The 15,924-nt window shown below is 65.9% G+C and carries 14 protein-coding genes and 1 pseudogene; 12 read left to right on the top strand and 3 right to left on the bottom strand.

Translation table 11 applies throughout. The annotated features are described in order from the left end of the window. Positions 1-60 precede the first annotated feature (60 nt). The 7 genes and pseudogenes from NUH87_RS05140 (at position 61) to NUH87_RS05170 (ending at position 7,056) form a co-directional block, all read left to right on the top strand. Positions 61-2,978: pseudogene (locus tag NUH87_RS05140) on the top strand (monovalent cation/H+ antiporter subunit A). After that, a complete protein-coding gene (locus NUH87_RS05145) occupies positions 2,978-3,322 on the top strand; it encodes a Na+/H+ antiporter subunit C (RefSeq protein ID WP_040066597.1) in 345 nt (114 codons plus the stop codon). The pseudogene NUH87_RS05140 and the gene NUH87_RS05145 overlap by 1 nt, the downstream one beginning before the upstream one ends. Next, positions 3,319-4,986 (top strand): monovalent cation/H+ antiporter subunit D, encoded by a 1,668-nt coding sequence (locus NUH87_RS05150; RefSeq protein ID WP_338525040.1) that lies wholly within the window; start codon positions 3,319-3,321, stop codon positions 4,984-4,986. The genes NUH87_RS05145 and NUH87_RS05150 overlap by 4 nt, the downstream gene beginning before the upstream one ends. Further along, positions 4,983-5,471, top strand: coding sequence for a Na+/H+ antiporter subunit E (locus NUH87_RS05155; protein WP_338525041.1), 489 nt, complete (start codon positions 4,983-4,985; stop codon positions 5,469-5,471). Before NUH87_RS05150 ends, NUH87_RS05155 begins: the two co-directional genes overlap by 4 nt. Further along, positions 5,468-5,746 (top strand): K+/H+ antiporter subunit F, encoded by a 279-nt coding sequence (locus NUH87_RS05160; protein ID WP_040066604.1) that lies wholly within the window; start codon positions 5,468-5,470, stop codon positions 5,744-5,746. Before NUH87_RS05155 ends, NUH87_RS05160 begins: the two co-directional genes overlap by 4 nt. Continuing rightward, complete coding sequence (locus NUH87_RS05165) at positions 5,743-6,102, top strand: Na+/H+ antiporter subunit G (protein WP_338525042.1); 360 nt, start codon at positions 5,743-5,745, stop codon at positions 6,100-6,102. The genes NUH87_RS05160 and NUH87_RS05165 overlap by 4 nt, the downstream gene beginning before the upstream one ends. Positions 6,103-6,108: 6 nt before the next feature. Then, positions 6,109-7,056 carry an AraC family transcriptional regulator gene (locus NUH87_RS05170; protein WP_338525043.1) on the top strand — a complete coding sequence of 316 codons (948 nt, stop codon included), beginning with the start codon at positions 6,109-6,111 and terminating at the stop codon, positions 7,054-7,056. A 15-nt stretch (positions 7,057-7,071) separates the two neighbouring features. On the opposite strand, the gene NUH87_RS05175 is transcribed toward NUH87_RS05170, so the two are convergent. Further along, positions 7,072-7,974 (bottom strand): LysR family transcriptional regulator, encoded by a 903-nt coding sequence (locus NUH87_RS05175; protein ID WP_338526730.1) that lies wholly within the window; start codon positions 7,972-7,974, stop codon positions 7,072-7,074. A 131-nt stretch (positions 7,975-8,105) separates the two neighbouring features. Here NUH87_RS05175 and NUH87_RS05180 point away from each other — a divergent pair, with 131 nt between their 5' ends. From NUH87_RS05180 to NUH87_RS05195, 4 genes are all read left to right on the top strand, one after another. Beyond that, complete coding sequence (locus NUH87_RS05180) at positions 8,106-9,176, top strand: AbrB family transcriptional regulator (RefSeq protein WP_338525044.1); 1,071 nt, start codon at positions 8,106-8,108, stop codon at positions 9,174-9,176. Between the two features lie 258 nt (positions 9,177-9,434). Continuing rightward, positions 9,435-10,451 carry an iron ABC transporter substrate-binding protein gene (locus NUH87_RS05185; RefSeq protein WP_338525045.1) on the top strand — a complete coding sequence of 339 codons (1,017 nt, stop codon included), beginning with the start codon at positions 9,435-9,437 and terminating at the stop codon, positions 10,449-10,451. Between the two features lie 69 nt (positions 10,452-10,520). After that, on the top strand, positions 10,521-12,065 hold the full coding sequence (locus NUH87_RS05190) for an ABC transporter permease (protein WP_422393923.1): 1,545 nt from the start codon (positions 10,521-10,523) through the stop codon (positions 12,063-12,065). Further along, positions 12,062-13,135 carry an ABC transporter ATP-binding protein gene (locus NUH87_RS05195; RefSeq protein ID WP_338525046.1) on the top strand — a complete coding sequence of 358 codons (1,074 nt, stop codon included), beginning with the start codon at positions 12,062-12,064 and terminating at the stop codon, positions 13,133-13,135. Before NUH87_RS05190 ends, NUH87_RS05195 begins: the two co-directional genes overlap by 4 nt. On the opposite strand, the gene NUH87_RS05200 is transcribed toward NUH87_RS05195, so the two are convergent. Beyond that, positions 13,132-14,847, bottom strand: a complete 1,716-nt coding sequence (locus tag NUH87_RS05200; RefSeq protein WP_338525047.1) for a hydrogenase maturation protein — start codon at positions 14,845-14,847, stop codon at positions 13,132-13,134. The genes NUH87_RS05195 and NUH87_RS05200 overlap by 4 nt on opposite strands. Positions 14,848-15,069: 222 nt before the next feature. Between NUH87_RS05200 and NUH87_RS05205 the strand changes: the two genes are divergently transcribed. Then, positions 15,070-15,264: a hypothetical protein gene (locus NUH87_RS05205; RefSeq protein ID WP_338525048.1), complete on the top strand. Its 195-nt coding sequence runs from the start codon at positions 15,070-15,072 to the stop codon at positions 15,262-15,264. Here the strand turns inward: NUH87_RS05205 and NUH87_RS05210 are convergent. Beyond that, the gene (locus NUH87_RS05210; protein ID WP_338525049.1) at positions 15,226-15,894 is read right to left on the bottom strand and encodes an HAD family hydrolase; all 669 of its coding nucleotides are present in this window, start codon (positions 15,892-15,894) and stop codon (positions 15,226-15,228) included. The genes NUH87_RS05205 and NUH87_RS05210 overlap by 39 nt on opposite strands. Positions 15,895-15,924 lie beyond the last annotated feature (30 nt).

A 15,924-nucleotide genomic window follows, 5' to 3' on the forward strand; every position in this document is an offset into this window, starting at 1 on the left:
GTTGGTGATCCCCGGCGCGCCACGTATGATCCTTCGCAAACTCCTGCAGATTAGAAGCCTATGTCCCTGATAGTTCTACTGCTTCTGCCTTTTATCGGCAGCTGTCTGGCGGCTGTGCTGCCGCATAACGCGCGCAATAGCGAATCCATCCTGGCCGGCGTCATCGCCCTGGCCGGCACCCTGCAGATGGCCCTGCTCTACCCGCAGATCGCCCACGGCGGCGTGATTCACGAGAGCGTCAACTGGCTGCCCAGCCTGGGCCTGAACTTCGTCCTGCGCCTGGACGGCTTTGCCTGGCTGTTCTCGATGCTGGTGCTGGGCATCGGCACGCTGGTGTCGCTGTACGCCCGCTACTACATGTCGCCGGAAGACCCGGTGCCACGCTTTTTCGCGTTTTTCCTGGCCTTCATGGGCGCCATGCTCGGCCTGGTGCTGTCGGGCAACCTGATCCAGATGGTGTTCTTCTGGGAACTGACCAGCCTGTTCTCCTTCCTGCTGATCGGCTACTGGCATCACCGCAGCGACGCCCGCCGCGGCGCCTATATGGCGCTGACGGTGACCGGGGCCGGCGGCCTGTGCCTGCTGGCAGGGGTGCTGATCCTCGGCCATGTGGTCGGCAGCTATGACCTGGACAGCGTGCTGGCGGCGGGCGAGCGGATCCGCGCCCACGCCCTGTATCCGGTCCTGCTGCCGCTGATCCTGATCGGCGCCCTGAGCAAGAGCGCGCAGTTCCCCTTCCACTTCTGGCTGCCCCACGCCATGGCCGCGCCGACACCGGTCTCGGCCTACCTGCACTCGGCGACCATGGTCAAGGCCGGGGTGTTTCTCCTGGCGCGGCTGTGGCCGTCGCTCTCCGGCAGCGATGAATGGTTCTGGATCGTCAGCGGCGCCGGCGCCGCGACCCTGATGCTCGGCGCCTACTGCGCCATGTTCCAGAACGACCTCAAGGGCCTGCTGGCCTACTCCACCATCAGCCACCTGGGCCTGATCACCCTGCTGCTGGGCCTGAACAGTCCGCTGGCCGCCGTGGCCGCGGTGTTCCATATCCTCAACCATGCCACCTTCAAGGCCTCGCTGTTCATGGCCGCCGGCATCATCGACCACGAAAGCGGTACCCGCGATATCCGCAAGCTCAGCGGCCTGGTCAAGCTGATTCCGTTCACCGCCACCCTGGCAATGGTCGCCAGCGCCGCCATGGCCGGGGTGCCACTGCTCAACGGCTTCCTGTCCAAGGAAATGTTCTTCGCCGAAACGGTATTCATCAACTCCACGGCCTGGGTCGAAGCCGCGCTGCCGGTGATCGCCACCGTCGCCGGCACCTTCAGCGTCGCCTACTCGCTGCGCTTTACCGTCGATGTGTTCTTCGGCCCCAAGGCCACCGACCTGCCCCACACGCCCCACGAGCCACCGCGCTGGATGCGCGCACCGGTGGAACTGCTGGTATTCGCCTGCCTGTTGGTGGGGATCTTCCCAGCCCAGGTGGTCGGCGCGATCCTCGCCGCCGCGGCGCTGCCGGTGGTTGGCGGGACCTTGCCGGAATACAGCCTGGCGATCTGGCACGGCCTGAACGCACCGATGATCATGAGCCTGATCGCCCTGTCCGCCGGCGTGCTGCTCCATCTGCTGCTGCGCAATCAGCTCAAGCGTGGCCGTTTCAACCGCCCGCCGCTGATCGGCCGCCTCAACGGCAAGCGTCTGTTCGAACACAGCCTGGTGATCGTCATGCGCTACGCCCGGCGCATCGAGCGCCGGGTCAGTACCCAGCGCCTGCAAACCCAGTTGTTCCTGCTGGTGCTGGCGGCGGTGGTCGCCGGCCTGATCCCGATGCTGCACGGCAGCCTGTCCTGGGGCGACCGGCCGAAGATCCCCGGCTCCATCGTCTTCGTCACCCTCTGGCTGCTGGCAATCGCCTGCGCCCTGGGCGCCGCCTGGCAAGCCAAGTACCACCGGCTGGCGGCCCTGATCATGGTCGGCGTCTGCGGCCTGATGACCTGCATCACCTTTGTCTGGTTCTCCGCACCGGACCTGGCCCTGACCCAACTGGTGGTGGAAGTGGTGACCACGGTGCTGATCCTGCTGGGCCTGCGCTGGCTGCCAAGGCGTATCGAAGACGTCTCGCCGTTGCCCAGCAGCCTGCCCAAGGCGCGCATCCGCCGCCTGCGCGACCTGCTGCTGTCGGTGGGCGTGGGCGGCGGCATGGCGCTGCTGTCCTATGCCATGCTGACCCGCCAGACGCCCAACCATATCTCCTCGTTCTACCTGAGCCACGCCCTGCCCGGGGCGGCGGCAGCAACGTGGTGAACGTGATGCTGGTGGACTTCCGCGGCTTCGACACCCTTGGTGAGATCACCGTGCTGGTGGCCACCGCCCTCACCGTGTTCGCCCTGCTGCGACGCTTCCGCCCGCCGAAGGAAAGCCTCGAACTGCCCAACCAGCAGCGCCTGCTGGCGCCGGACGTGGTCACCGACCTGGTCAACCCGCGCAGCGCCAGCGACACCGCCCTGGGCTTCATGATGGTGCCGGCGGTGCTGGTGCGCCTGCTGCTGCCGATCGCCTTCGTGGTCTCGATGTACCTGTTCATGCGCGGCCACAACGAACCGGGCGGCGGCTTTGTCGCCGGCCTGGTGATGTCGGTGGCCTTTATCCTGCAATACATGGTCGCCGGTACCCAGTGGGTCGAAGCGCAGATGAGCCTGCGGCCGTTGCGCTGGATGGGCACCGGCCTGCTGTTCGCCACGGTCACCGGCCTCGGGGCGATGGCCTTCGGCTATCCGTTCCTGACCACCCACACCGCCCACCTGCACCTGCCGCTGCTGGGGGATATCCATGTCGCCAGTGCGCTGTTCTTCGATATCGGCGTGTACGCGGTGGTGGTCGGCTCGACCCTGCTGATCCTCACCGCCCTCGCGCACCAGTCGGTCCGTGCCCATCGGCCGAGCCAGCCACTCACCGCCCAAGCCAAGCCAGGAGCCGCCTGATGGAAGAAGTCATTGCAATTGCCATCGGCGTGCTCGCGGCCTCCGGCGTCTGGCTGGTACTGCGTCCACGGACCTTCCAGGTGGTGATGGGCCTGTGCCTGCTGTCCTACGGGGTCAACCTGTTCATCTTCAGCATGGGCAGCCTGTTCATCGGCAACGAGCCGATCATCAAGGACGGCGTGCCCCAGGATCTGCTTCACTACACCGACCCCTTGCCCCAGGCCCTGGTGCTTACGGCCATCGTCATCAGCTTCGCCATGACCGCGCTGTTCCTGGTAGTGCTGCTGGCCTCGCGGGGCCTGACCGGCACCGACCATGTCGATGGCCGGGAGCCCAAGGAATGAACCCGATGTCGCACCTGATCATCGCCCCGATCCTGCTGCCGCTGCTCACGGCGGCGCTGATGCTGATGCTCGGCGAGAAACACCGGCCACTCAAGGCCCGTATCAACCTGGTGTCGAGCCTGATCGGCCTGGGCATCTCGGTGCTGTTGCTGCTCTTCACCCAGTCGGGTGAAACCGGCTCCATCGGCGTCTACCTGCCAAGCAACTGGCAGGTGCCGTTCGGCATCGTGCTGGTGGTCGACCGCCTTTCGGCGCTGATGCTGGTGCTGACCGGCATCATCGGCGTCAGCGCGCTGCTGTTCGCCATGGCCCGCTGGGACCGCGCCGGTGCCAGCTTCCACGCGCTGTTCCAGATCCAGTTGATGGGCCTGTACGGCGCCTTCCTGACCGCCGACCTGTTCAACCTGTTCGTGTTCTTCGAGGTCCTGCTGGCCGCTTCCTATGGCCTGGTCCTGCACGGTTCGGGGCGCCCGCGGGTGTCGGCGGGGCTGCACTACATCGCGATCAACCTGCTGGCCTCGTCGCTGTTCCTGATCGGCGCGGCGCTGATCTATGGCGTCACCGGCACCCTGAACATGGCCGACCTGGCCCTGAAGATCCCGCTGGTGCCGGAAGCCGATCGCGGCCTGCTGCATGCCGGTGCGGCGATTCTCGCGGTGGCTTTCCTGGCCAAGGCCGGGATGTGGCCGCTGAACTTCTGGCTGGTGCCCGCCTACTCCTCGGCCAGCGCCCCGGTGGCGGCGATGTTCGCGATCATGACCAAGGTCGGGGTCTACACCCTGCTGCGCCTGTGGACCCTGCTGTTCTCCGGTGAGGCCGGCGCTTCGGCGCGTTTCGGTGGCGACTGGCTGATCTACGGCGGCATGGCGACCATCGCCTGCGCCGCCGTGGCGATCCTCGCCGCCCGGCGCCTGGAGCGCATGGCCAGCCTGAGTATCCTGGTCTCGGCCGGGATCCTGCTCTCGGCCATCGGTTTCGCCCAGCCGAACCTCACCGCCGGCGCGCTGTTCTACCTGGTCAGCTCGACCCTGGCCTTGAGCGCGCTGTTCCTGCTGGCCGAACTGATCGAACGCTCGCGCTCGGCCAGCGAACTGCCACTGGAGGAGGACATCTACCCGCTGCCACGCTCGCCGGAGTCCTTGCAGCCGCGCCCCGGCACCAACCTCGACGATGAACAGAAGGCCTTGGTCGGCCAGGTCATCCCCTGGACCATGGCCTTCCTCGGCCTGAGTTTCATCGCCTGTGCCCTGCTGATCATCGGCATGCCGCCACTGTCCGGTTTCATCGGCAAGCTGACCCTGCTCAGCGCCCTGCTCAATCCACGGGGACTGGGCATCGACGCCCCGATCGCCCCGGCGGCCTGGGCCCTGCTGGCTCTGCTGGTGCTGTCCGGACTCGCCTCGCTGCTGGCCTTCTCGCGCATGGGCATCTCGCGCTTCTGGACACCCCAGGAGCGCCCTTCGCCGGTGCTGCGACGTCTGGAATGCCTGCCCATCGTCGCCTTGCTGGGCCTGTGCATCCTGCTGACGGTCAAGGCCGAGCCGCTGCTGCGCTACACCCAGGCCGCGGCCGACTCCCTCGACAGCCCCGGGCGCTACATCAGCGCGGTGCAGGCCACCCGCCCGGTGCCGAATCCGTCCGCCGCCGTGGAGGTGCAGCCATGAAGCGCCTGTTCCCCGCGCCTTGGCTGTCCCTGGCGCTCTGGCTATTGTGGCTGGTGCTGAACCTCTCGGTCAGCCCCGGCAACCTGCTGTTGGGGGCGGCCCTCGGGTTCTTCGCCCCGGTGATGATGGCGCCCTTGCGCCCACGGCCGATCCGCATCCGTCGCCCCGGGGTGATCCTGCGCCTGCTGCTGCGGGTCGGGGCCGACGTGGTGCTGTCCAATCTCGCCGTCGCCTGGGGCGTGCTGAATGCCGGACGCCGCGCGCCGCGCTCGGCCTTCGTCAAGGTGCCGCTGGACCTGCGCGACGCCAACGGCCTGGCCGCGCTGTCAATGATCTGCACGGTGATTCCCGGTACCGTCTGGTCGGAACTGGCGCTGGACCGCAGCATCCTGTTGCTGCACGTGTTCGACCTGGACGAGGAAGCGCCGTTTATCCAGCACTTCAAGGCGACCTACGAACGCCCCCTGATGGAGATCTTCGAATGAGCGCACTGCTCGCCAACGCGATCCTGCTGAGCCTGTTCATCTTCAGCCTGGCGCTGGTGCTGACCGTGGTCCGGCTGTTCAAGGGCCCCTCGGCCCAGGACCGGGTCCTGGCCCTGGACTACCTTTACCTGATTGCCATGCTGATGATGCTGGTGCTGGGCATCCGCTACGCCAGCGACACCTATTTCGAAGCGGCGCTGCTGATTGCCCTGTTCGGCTTCGTCGGCTCCTTTGCCCTGGCCAAATTCCTCCTGCGCGGCGAGGTGATCGAATGAATGCGTTATCGCTGTGGATCGAAATCCCGGTGGCCCTGTTGCTGGTGGCCGCCAGCCTGCTCGCCCTGTGCGGCGCCATCGGCCTGTTGCGCATGAAGGACTTCTTCCAGCGCATGCACCCACCGGCGCTGGCCTCGACCCTCGGCGCCTGGTGCGTGGCGCTGGCCTCGATCCTGTATTTTTCGGCGCTCAAGTCGGAGCCGGTGCTGCACGCCTGGCTGATCCCGATCCTGCTGTCGATCACCGTACCGGTAACCACCCTGCTGCTGGCGCGCACCGGGCTGTTCCGCAAGCGCATGGCCGGCGACGATGTACCGGCGGAGGTCAGCAGCGGGCGTACCGAAGGCGGGAGTTGAGGGGCAATGAGCGTCGCCTACCAGAGCCTGCTGGAATACACCCGGCGCATGAACCGGGTGCTCGAGTACATCGACCGGCACCTGGACCAACCGCTGGAATTGGCCGAGCTGGCGGCCATCGCACACTTCTCACCCTTCCACTTCCATCGTCTGTTCAGCGCCTGGGTCGGCGAAACCCTGGGCGACTACCTGCGTCGCCGCCGGCTCGGCTGTGCCGCCCTGCAACTGGCCGAGCGTCCCGAGGCGACGGTGCTGGAGATCGCGCTGGAGGTCGGCTTCGGTTCCGGCGAAGCCTTTTCCCGGGCGTTCAAGCAGCACTTCGAGGTCACCCCCAGCGCCTGGCGCCATCTCGAACCGGCACGCTGGGAGCAGCGCCTGAACGACATCCGTGAACGGCGCTTGAGGTCATTTCGCAATCCTGATCAGGCAAGCGCCCTGCTCCTGTCCGACCATGAGGGCTCTCAAACCCCAGAGGACATGACGATGGACGTCACCCTTGAAGATATCCCGCCGACCCGTATCGCCTATATGCGTTACACCGGCCCCTATGGCCCGGGTATCGGCACCTTCTGGCGCGAAGTATTCGCGCCCTGGATGGAGCGCAACGGCCTGATGGGCGAAGTGCGTTTCGGCATCGGCCTCGACGACCCGCAGATCACCCCGGCAGCGAAATGCCGTTATGACGCCTGCGTGCAGGTGCCGGAGGATTTCACCGGCAGCGGCGAAGCCACAGTGACCACGATGCCGGGCGGACGTTATGCGGTCGCCCGTTTCAGCGGCCACACCCGCGATTTCCCGGATGCCTGGACCGAACTGTGCGGTGACTGGCTGCCCCGCAGCGGGATGCAGTTCGGCAGTGGGCCGCCCTTCGAACGCTATCCGAAAGACGCCCATTACGACCCGGTGGCCGGTACCCTCGATTGCGACCTGTGCATTCCGGTACGACCGTTGTGAATCCGCTCGACAGGCTCAGCGCTCGCTGAAAAACGCCCGGCCATCGCGCTTGAGCAGGTCGAGCATGGTCTGCGCCGCCGGGGACAAATAGCCGCCGGCCCGTACGGAAACCACCAGGGTGCGCTTCATGGTGGTTTCCTTGAGCCGCACTTCGCGCAGGTGCGTGGCGCCCTTGACGTCCTCCAGCGTTTCCCTCGCCAGAAAGCTCAGCAAGCGGGTCTGGCCGATCAGGCGCGGCAGCAGGGAAATCGTGTTGGTCTCGATCTGCACCGAGGGCAGCGGCAGCTCATGGGCGAGGAACACGTTGTCAATCCAGCGCCGGGACGACACCCCGGTCGCCGGCAGTACCCAGCGATAGCGCCCCAGTTCGCTCAGGCGAATCGGTGCGTCGAAGATCGGGTGATTGCGGCTGGCAACCACCACCGCCTCGTCATCGAACAAGGGATGGCAGAGCAACTGCGGATCATCGTCGAACAGCGGGCAGATCACCATGTCCAGTCGCCCGGAACGCAGGGACTCGCGCAACATGTCGTCCTGGCCGATCGCCAGGTTCAAGGTGATCTCCGGTGCCCGCTCCAGCAAGGCCGCAGTCAACTGCGGCAGCAGGTACTCGGCCATGCTCGCCGCACAACCCAGGCGGATATTGCCCAGCACCCCACTGGCGAAGTCGCGGACTTCACGGTGGGTCTCGGCAATGCTCTGCTGCAACTGCCGACCGCGCTGCTGCAACAACTCGCCGACCGGCGTCAGCTTGATCCGCCGGCCCTCGCGCTCGAACAGCTTGGTCCCGAACGACGCCTCCAGCCGCTGGATGCTCTTGGTCAGCGCCGGCTGGCTGCGATTGAGTTTCTGCGCCGCACGACCCAGATGACCGAGCTCGGCGATGGTTTCGAAATAGGTGAGATCCCGCAGGTCCATATTGATCAACCAAAGTTATCGTTTCATCACAATTAGAAACTGGACTTGATCAATCGCGCTATCAATAATTTGCCCATCGCGCCGCTTTCAACGCCCTGCAACAGGCGCGTACAGCGCTTTGGAGAGTGTCCTTGTCCGCATCATCACGGTTTTCCCTGACCACCTGGCCCCGCCCATTGCAATGGCTGGCCCTGCTGTTGCTGGCCGGCGGCAGCGGGCAGTTGCTCAAGCACGCCGAACTGCCCGCCGGGCAATTCATCGGCCCGATGCTGGTGGCGATCGCCTTCGGGGTCGGCGGCGCCCGCATCCGCCTGCACAAGGAAGCCTTCCGCCTGAGCCAGGGCTGCATCGGCCTGCTGGCCGCGCACTCGATGACCCTGGCGGTGCTGACCTCGATGACCGAGTCCTGGCACCTGATGCTGGTCGCCACGCTGCTGACCATCGGCCTCAGCTCCCTGGTGGGCCTGGCGATGGTGCGCTTTGGCGGGCTCCATCCCAGCACCGCGGCCTGGGGCACATCGCCGGGCGCGGCGTCGGCCATGGTCTCGATGGCCGACGATTTCGGTGCCGACGCCCGGGTGGTGGCGACCATGCAATATGTACGGGTGGTGTGCGTGGTGGTGATCGGCGCGCTGGTCAGCCATCTGCTCGAAGCCCCGGCCAACGGTGGCGAGTTACATGCCACGGGTGCGACACAGCACGGCCTCAGCCTGCTCAACCTCGGGCTGACCCTGGCCACCGCGGTGCTCGGCGTGGTGCTCGGTGCGCGCATACCGGCGGGCGCCTTGCTGGTGCCGCTGTTGCTCGGCGGCGGCCTGCAACTCGCCGGCGTGCTGCACATCACCCTGCCCGCCTGGCTGCTGGCGATCGCCTATGGCGCCATCGGCTGCTACGTCGGCCTGCGCTTCGACCGCCCGACCGTGCTCTATGTCTGGAAACGCCTGCCGACGATGATCCTCGGCGCCGTCAGCCTGATCAGCCTGTGCGCCGCCTCGGCCTGGGTCCTGGCCAAACTGCTCGGCCAGGACTTCCTCTCGGTCTACCTGGCCACCAGCCCCGGCGGACTCGACACCATGGCGATCATCGCAGTCGACACCCACTCCGATGTCGGCCTGGTTCTGGCCATGCAGACCTTGCGGCTGCTGGCGGTGATCTTCACCGGCGCGTTCTTCGCCCGCCTGGTGATCCGCTTCGCCCGATAAAACAGGCCCTGCCTCGACAAGCCCCCCGATGACCCGACATTCATGGCAGAATCGCCCGCGTCGGCTCTAATCAAAATACGAATGACATACATTAACGATCAATTTCACATTATTTTCACATTTCACCCACTACATTGCCGCCCAGACAAAGCATGCGAATGATTCCTATTGTTTAACTGGACCGGCGGCACTGGCACACAGGCACCGGAAAACACCAGCCAACTCGAATACCAAAAGACCGCAGGAGCTACCCACGCAATGATTTCCCGTCTTCCTTCGTTTCTGAAAACCGCCCTGGTAGCCACCGCCCTGCTGAACGCCGGGCATGCCTACGCCGCCCCGAGCGCCGACGGTATCGTGGTCTACAACGCCCAGCACGAAAGCCTGACCAAGGCCTGGGTCGAAGGCTTCACCAAGGAAACCGGGATCAAGGTCACCCTGCGTAACGGCGACGACACCGAGATGGGCAACCAGATCGTCCAGGAAGGCGACAAGTCTCCAGCGGACGTGTTCCTGACCGAAAACTCCCCGGCCATGGTCCTGGTGGACAATGCCAAGCTGTTCGCCCCGGTGGCACCGACCACCCTGGAACAGGTCGGCGCCGCCTACCGTCCGGCCCACGGCAACTGGGTCGGCATCGCCGCACGCTCCACCGTATTCGTCTACAACAAGAGCAAGCTGACCGAAGCCCAACTGCCCAAGTCCCTGCTCGACCTCGCTTCCCCTGAGTGGAAAGGCCGCTGGGCCGCTTCGCCGGCCGGTGCCGACTTCCAGGCCATCGTCGCTGGCGTACTGGAACTGAAAGGCGAAGCCGCGACCCTGGACTGGCTCAAGGCCATGAAAACCAACGCCACTATCTATCGCGGCAACAGCGCGGTGCTCAAGGCGGTCAATGCCGGTCAAGTCGAAAGCGGCGTGATCTACCACTACTACAGCTTCGGCGACCAGGCCAAGACCGGCGAAAACAGCAAGAACACTTCGCTGCACTACTTCAAGCACCAGGACCCGGGCGCCTTCGTCAGCCTCTCCGGCGGTGGTGTACTGAAGTCCAGCAAACACCAGGAAGAAGCCCAGGCATTCCTCAAGTGGGTCACCGGCAAAGGCGGCCAGGCGGTCCTCAAGGACGGCAAATCGTTCGAATACGCCGTTGGCGTGGGTGCCGACTCCAATGCGAAACTGGTGCCACTCAAGGATCTCGACGCACCTAAAGTGGATGCCTCGAAACTCGACAGCAAGAAAGCGGTGGAGCTGATGACCCAAGCCGGAATCCTGTAATTGATACCAGAGTCCATTTCTCCTCTGGACCCCGCCGCAGTCGCTCACGCGCCTGCGGCGCTTTCGCGTCTGCGATCCAGAAAAATCTTCGGGCGCCAGGGCAATGCCTGGATCATCGGGCTGTCGCTGCTGGTGTCCCTGCTGGCGCTGCTGCCGATCGCCTTCGTGATCCTTTCCACCTGGCAAACCGGTTGGACCACCCTTGAAGCACTGGTCTGGCGCCCACGGGTGGCGGAGCTGCTGGCCAACACCCTGTTGCTGATGGTCATCACCATTCCCCTGTGCGTGGCGCTGGGACTGGCCCTGGCCTGGCTGACCGAGCGCAGCGACCTGCCCGGCCGGCGCACTTGGTCATTGCTGGCGACCGCGCCCCTGGCCGTGCCGGCGTTCGTCCACAGCTACGCCTGGGTCAGCCTGGTGCCGTCGATCCACGGGTTGTCCGCCGGGGTGCTGGTTTCGGTGATCGCCTACTTCCCGTTTCTCTATCTGCCGATTGCCGCGACCCTGCGTCGCCTGGACCCGGCCATCGAGGATGTCGGCGAGTCCCTGGGGCTCAAGCCCTGGGCGGTGTTTTTCCGCATTGTGCTGCCGCAACTGCGCCTGGCGATCTGCGGCGGCGCCTTGCTGGTGGGCCTGCACCTGCTGGCCGAATACGGCCTCTACGCGATGATCCGCTTCGACACCTTCACCACCGCGATCTTCGACCAGTTCAAATCCACCTTCAGCGGCCCGGCAGCCCATACCCTGGCCGGGATCCTGGCACTGTGCTGCCTGGCGCTTTTGACCGTCGAGTCGGCTGCCCGCGGCAAGGCCCGCTATGCCCGCGTCGGCTCCGGCAGCGCGCGGCAGCAACGCACGGTCCGCCTCAGCCGCAGCACCACCGTGCTGGCGCTGAGCATTCCGATCATCAGCAGCGCACTCGCCCTCGGCGTGCCGTTGATCACCCTGGGCAGTTGGCTGATCGCCGGAGGCCGCGAAGTCTGGCCGCTGGACGAGTTGCTGCCGGCCCTGGAACAGACGCTGCTGCTGGGTGCCGCCGGCGCCCTGCTGACCACCTGCGCGGCCGTGCCCGTGGCCTGGTTGTCGATCCGCTCGCCCGGACGCCTGCATCGCCTGCTGGAAAGCTGCAACTACATCACCAGTTCCCTGCCCGGCATCGTCGTCGCCCTGGCCCTGGTCACGGTCACCATCAACTTCGCCCAACCGATCTACCAGACCTCGATCACCGTCCTGCTGGCTTACCTGTTGATGTTCATGCCCCGCGCCCTGGTCAGCCTGCGCGCCGGTATCGCCCAGGCGCCGGTGGAGCTGGAAAACATCGCCCGCAGCCTCGGCCGCTCACCGGGCCGCGCCCTCTGGTCGATCACCCTGCGCCTCGCCGCGCCGGGAGCCGCCGCCGGCGCGGCGCTGGTGTTCCTGGCCATTACCAACGAACTGACCGCCACCCTGCTGCTCGCGCCCAACGGCACCCGCACCCTGGCGACCGGTTTCTGGGCGCTGACCAGCGAAATCGACTATGCCGGTGCCGCGCCCTATGCGCTGCTCATGATCCTGCTGTCGCTGCCGCTGACCGGGCTTCTCTATCATCAATCCAAACGCACGGCTGGCCGATGAACGCTCTTGAAATCCATGCGCTGTACAAGTCCTTCGGTTCGCAAGCGGCCCTGGAAAACATCCACCTGTCGATTGCAACCGGCAGCCGCACCGCCATCGTCGGGCCTTCCGGCTCGGGCAAGACCACCCTGCTGCGGATGATCGCCGGTTTCGAATTTCCCGACGCCGGCCGCATCACCCTCAACGGCCAGCCACTGGTGGATGCCACGACCCAGGTCCCGGCGCACCAGCGCCTGATCGGCTACGTGCCGCAGGACGGCGCGCTGTTTCCGCATATGACGGTGGCCGATAACATCGCTTTCGGGATCGCCGACAAGGCCACCCGGCAACAACGGGTCGCCGAGTTAATGGACAGCGTGGCCCTGGAGCCGCAGATGGGCAAACGCTGGCCCCATGAGTTGTCCGGTGGTCAGCAGCAACGGGTGGCACTGGCCCGCGCCCTGGCGCAACGCCCACGGCTGATGCTGCTGGACGAACCGTTCTCGGCCCTCGACACCGGGCTGCGGGCGTCGATGCGCAAGATGGTCGCGCGGTTGCTGTCCGAGGCCGGGGTGACCACCATCCTGGTCACCCATGACCAGGCCGAAGCCCTGTCCTTTGCCGACCAGTTGGCGGTGATGCGCAAGGGCCGGCTGGTCCAGGCCGGACACCCGATGGACCTGTACCTGCGGCCGGATGACGAAGACACCGCGCTGTTCCTCGGCGATGCGGTGATCCTGCCCGCCCAGGTCGAAAACGGCTGGGCGCGCTGCGACCTGGGTCAGTTGGCGGTCAACGACGAGGGCCGCCACGGGCCGGCACAGATCATGCTGCGCCCCGAGCAGTTGCAAGTTGCGACCCGCATGCCGGGGCAAGCGGACGGCCAAGGCAGCCCGGCGGTGGTCACCGAATGCGACTTCGGCGGCAACACCTGCACCCTGACGGTGGAACTCAAGGCGCAGGCCGCCGACGGCCAGAAGCGTTCATTGCTGGTGCGCAGTTCCGGCATGCAGGCCCCGCGGGTCGGCAGCGAGGTCCTGGTCTCGGCCCTCGGTCATGCCCATGTGCTGGGCCGGCAGATCGCCAGCTAGCCGCTGACCACCTCGGCGCTGTTCGCCCAGGGCGCCACCAGTCGCCGAGGTGTCCCGCAGACAGGGTGCTTGAGCACAAAGTGCCGGCACTTTTCAGAAAAGCGGTTGCGGTCCTGGACCATATCCAGTTGCATCTGGGCCAGTTCCTCGTCGCGGCAGCGCTCCATGTCCGCCACATCCCGGGTGCGCCGGCGCTCACGTATCGCCGCATGCAGCGGGTCGTGGGCCACGCGCTGCGCCTGGGCCATCAACCAGGCGCCAAAGGCCTGCGGGCAACGCGGACCGACATCCTGGACCAACCCCATCTCCCGCGCCTCGACGACACTGATTGGCAGGCATTCCTCGCTGAGTTGCAGCGCGCGCTCGTAGCCGACCGCACGGGGCAGGCTGTAGGTCCAGTATTCGGAGCCATAGAGGCCCATGCTCTTGTAGTGCGGGTTGAGCACCACCCCGCCGCGGGCGAACACCCCGTCGGCCGCCAACGCCAGCATCACCCCACCGGCACCGGCGCTGCCGGTCAGGCCACTGACCACCAGTTGGCGGGCGGTCAACAGCTCGCGGCAAACGTCGTTGATCGCGCGAATATTGGCCCAGGCCTCAAGCCCGGGCACCTTCGCCGCCTGGATCACGTTGAGGTGCACGCCATTGGAGAAACTGCCACGCCCGCCCCGGAACAACAGCACCTCGGTGTCCTGCGCCTTGGCCCAGCGCAGCGCGCTGACCAGGCGTCGGCATTGCTCGGTGCTCATGGCGCCGTTGTAGAACTCGAACGTCAGCTCGCCCACGCCACCCAACTCGCGATAACGGATCGGTTGGTAGAGCTCCTTGCAATACGGCTGACTGGCGACGGACCAGTTCAAGGTCGGCACCTTGTCGAGTCGACCGGCCAGCACATGGCGCGCCGGACGCTTGAAGGTCTCCTCCCCTGGCCGGGGCTTGCAACGCAATGAGCCGATCCACAGGCTGCGGTCTCCCGTCGCCACCAGCACCGCATCGTCATGCACCGCCAGCAGTTGGCCCGGCGTTCCACGGCGATTGTCGAGATGGGCGTCATAGAGGTAGTACGGTTCGCCCAGCAGTTCGGCCAGCACACCGGGCTGGCCGTCGGCGGCGTCGATACGTCGCTGGATCAGCTCGGCGTCGTCCTCCCAGCTGAAGCCGCGGTCACTCTGTTTCATGTTCGGTTGCAGGCGGCCCCGGACCTGCGGCAACGAGTAATCCAGGGGCTGGGGCACAAAGTCGCTGCCGAACCGGGCGACCACCTCGTGGATGCAGGCCATGGCCGCATCGGCCACCGGACCGTTGTAGAGCTCGGACTTGCGAATGCTCGTCGGCATCTCGAATTCGTGGCTGGCCCAGATCGCCCCGCTGTCCATTTCCTCGGCGGCCTGCAAGGCGGTCACGCCCCAGACGGACACCTGCCGGGTAATCGCCCAGTCCAGCGCACTGGCCCCGCGATCACCGACAATCCCCGGATGAATGATCACCACCGGACGCCGGGTGTCCTGCCACAACCGGGCCGGCACGCGGTCCTTGAGGAACGGGCAGATCACCAGGGCCGCCGGGCTGTCCTCGATCTGCTGGCAGACCGCCTCGGCATCGCTGAACAGCACCACGCTCGGCACATGCCCCGCTTCGCGCAGCTCCAACCAGGCACGCTGGGTCAAGCCGTTGAACGCCGATGCCAGCAGAATGATTTTCAATGAACGCATGACTGAACTCCTCCTTGAGCAATACGCCGGGCCCCTGCTGCAACGAGCAATCCATGGCCCGACCGGAGCGGGTACAGTAAAGCGCCGCGCCATCGGTGCCTTGATCGAAGTCAATGGACGACCGCCCGACCGGCGCATTCGCGCAGCGGGTTTTTCTCGGCTAGGATTTCCAGCTCATGGAGTGGCCCGTGCCTTCAACGGGCCTTGGAGAAGGAGAGAACAATGACCCCAGTTCGTGTTGCCGAACGCGCCTATCGCAGCTGGTCCAGCCCCATCCTGCTGGAACTCAAGGAACGGGAACATCAGTTGGACCCGTCCTCCCGCGAGGCCCTGAGCAATGTGCTGCAAGAGCGCCGACTGCTCGACGGCAACGGGCCGTCAGCCCTGGTGCAAGCGCTCAGGCCAGGCGTCAAGTGAAGGCAAGGCGCCCAGTCCGCGCAGCCAGCCGTGCTCGGCAAATGCCAGCATCTCCTGGTCGCCGCGACTGTCGCCATAGGCAAAGCGCACACGCCCACCCGCGTCGCCCAACCATTGCTGCAACTGCCGGACCTTTTCCGGCCCCCAGCAGTTGGGCGAAGCCAGGCGCCCGGAAAAACGCCCGTCGCGAAACTCCAGCTGCGTGGCCAGTACCGCCTCGAAACCGGCGGCCCGGGCCCAGTGCCCGAGGTAGAGCGTGGGTGAGGCACTGACCAGCACCAGGCGGTGCCCCCGGCGCTTGTGCTCCTCGATGCGCTCGATCATTTCCGCACGGACCAGCATCGGCAGCCGTTCGCTGGCGTAGCGCGCCGCCGCCTCTTCAAGCTCGACCTGGGTCCTGCCGCGCAGGGTGATCGCCAGGAAGCGCGCCTTGGCCTCGGCCCGACTGCACAGGCCGGTGAACATGCCGACCAGCCATGGCAAGACCAGCAGGGTTGCGATCAGGAAGCATCGGTTGCCGACCTGGTAGCGCACGAAATCCCGCAGGCTGTCGGTGGTGGTGATGGTCCCGTCGAAGTCGAAAGCCACGCAGGTTCCCACCTCCCGCGCAGCACTGTTTGAAATCGTCATTGCTGTTTCACGCCCATGAACCGAATGGGC

The sequence above is a fragment of the Pseudomonas batumici genome (genome assembly GCF_036585405.1).
GTDB lineage: Bacteria > Pseudomonadota > Gammaproteobacteria > Pseudomonadales > Pseudomonadaceae > Aquipseudomonas > Aquipseudomonas batumici.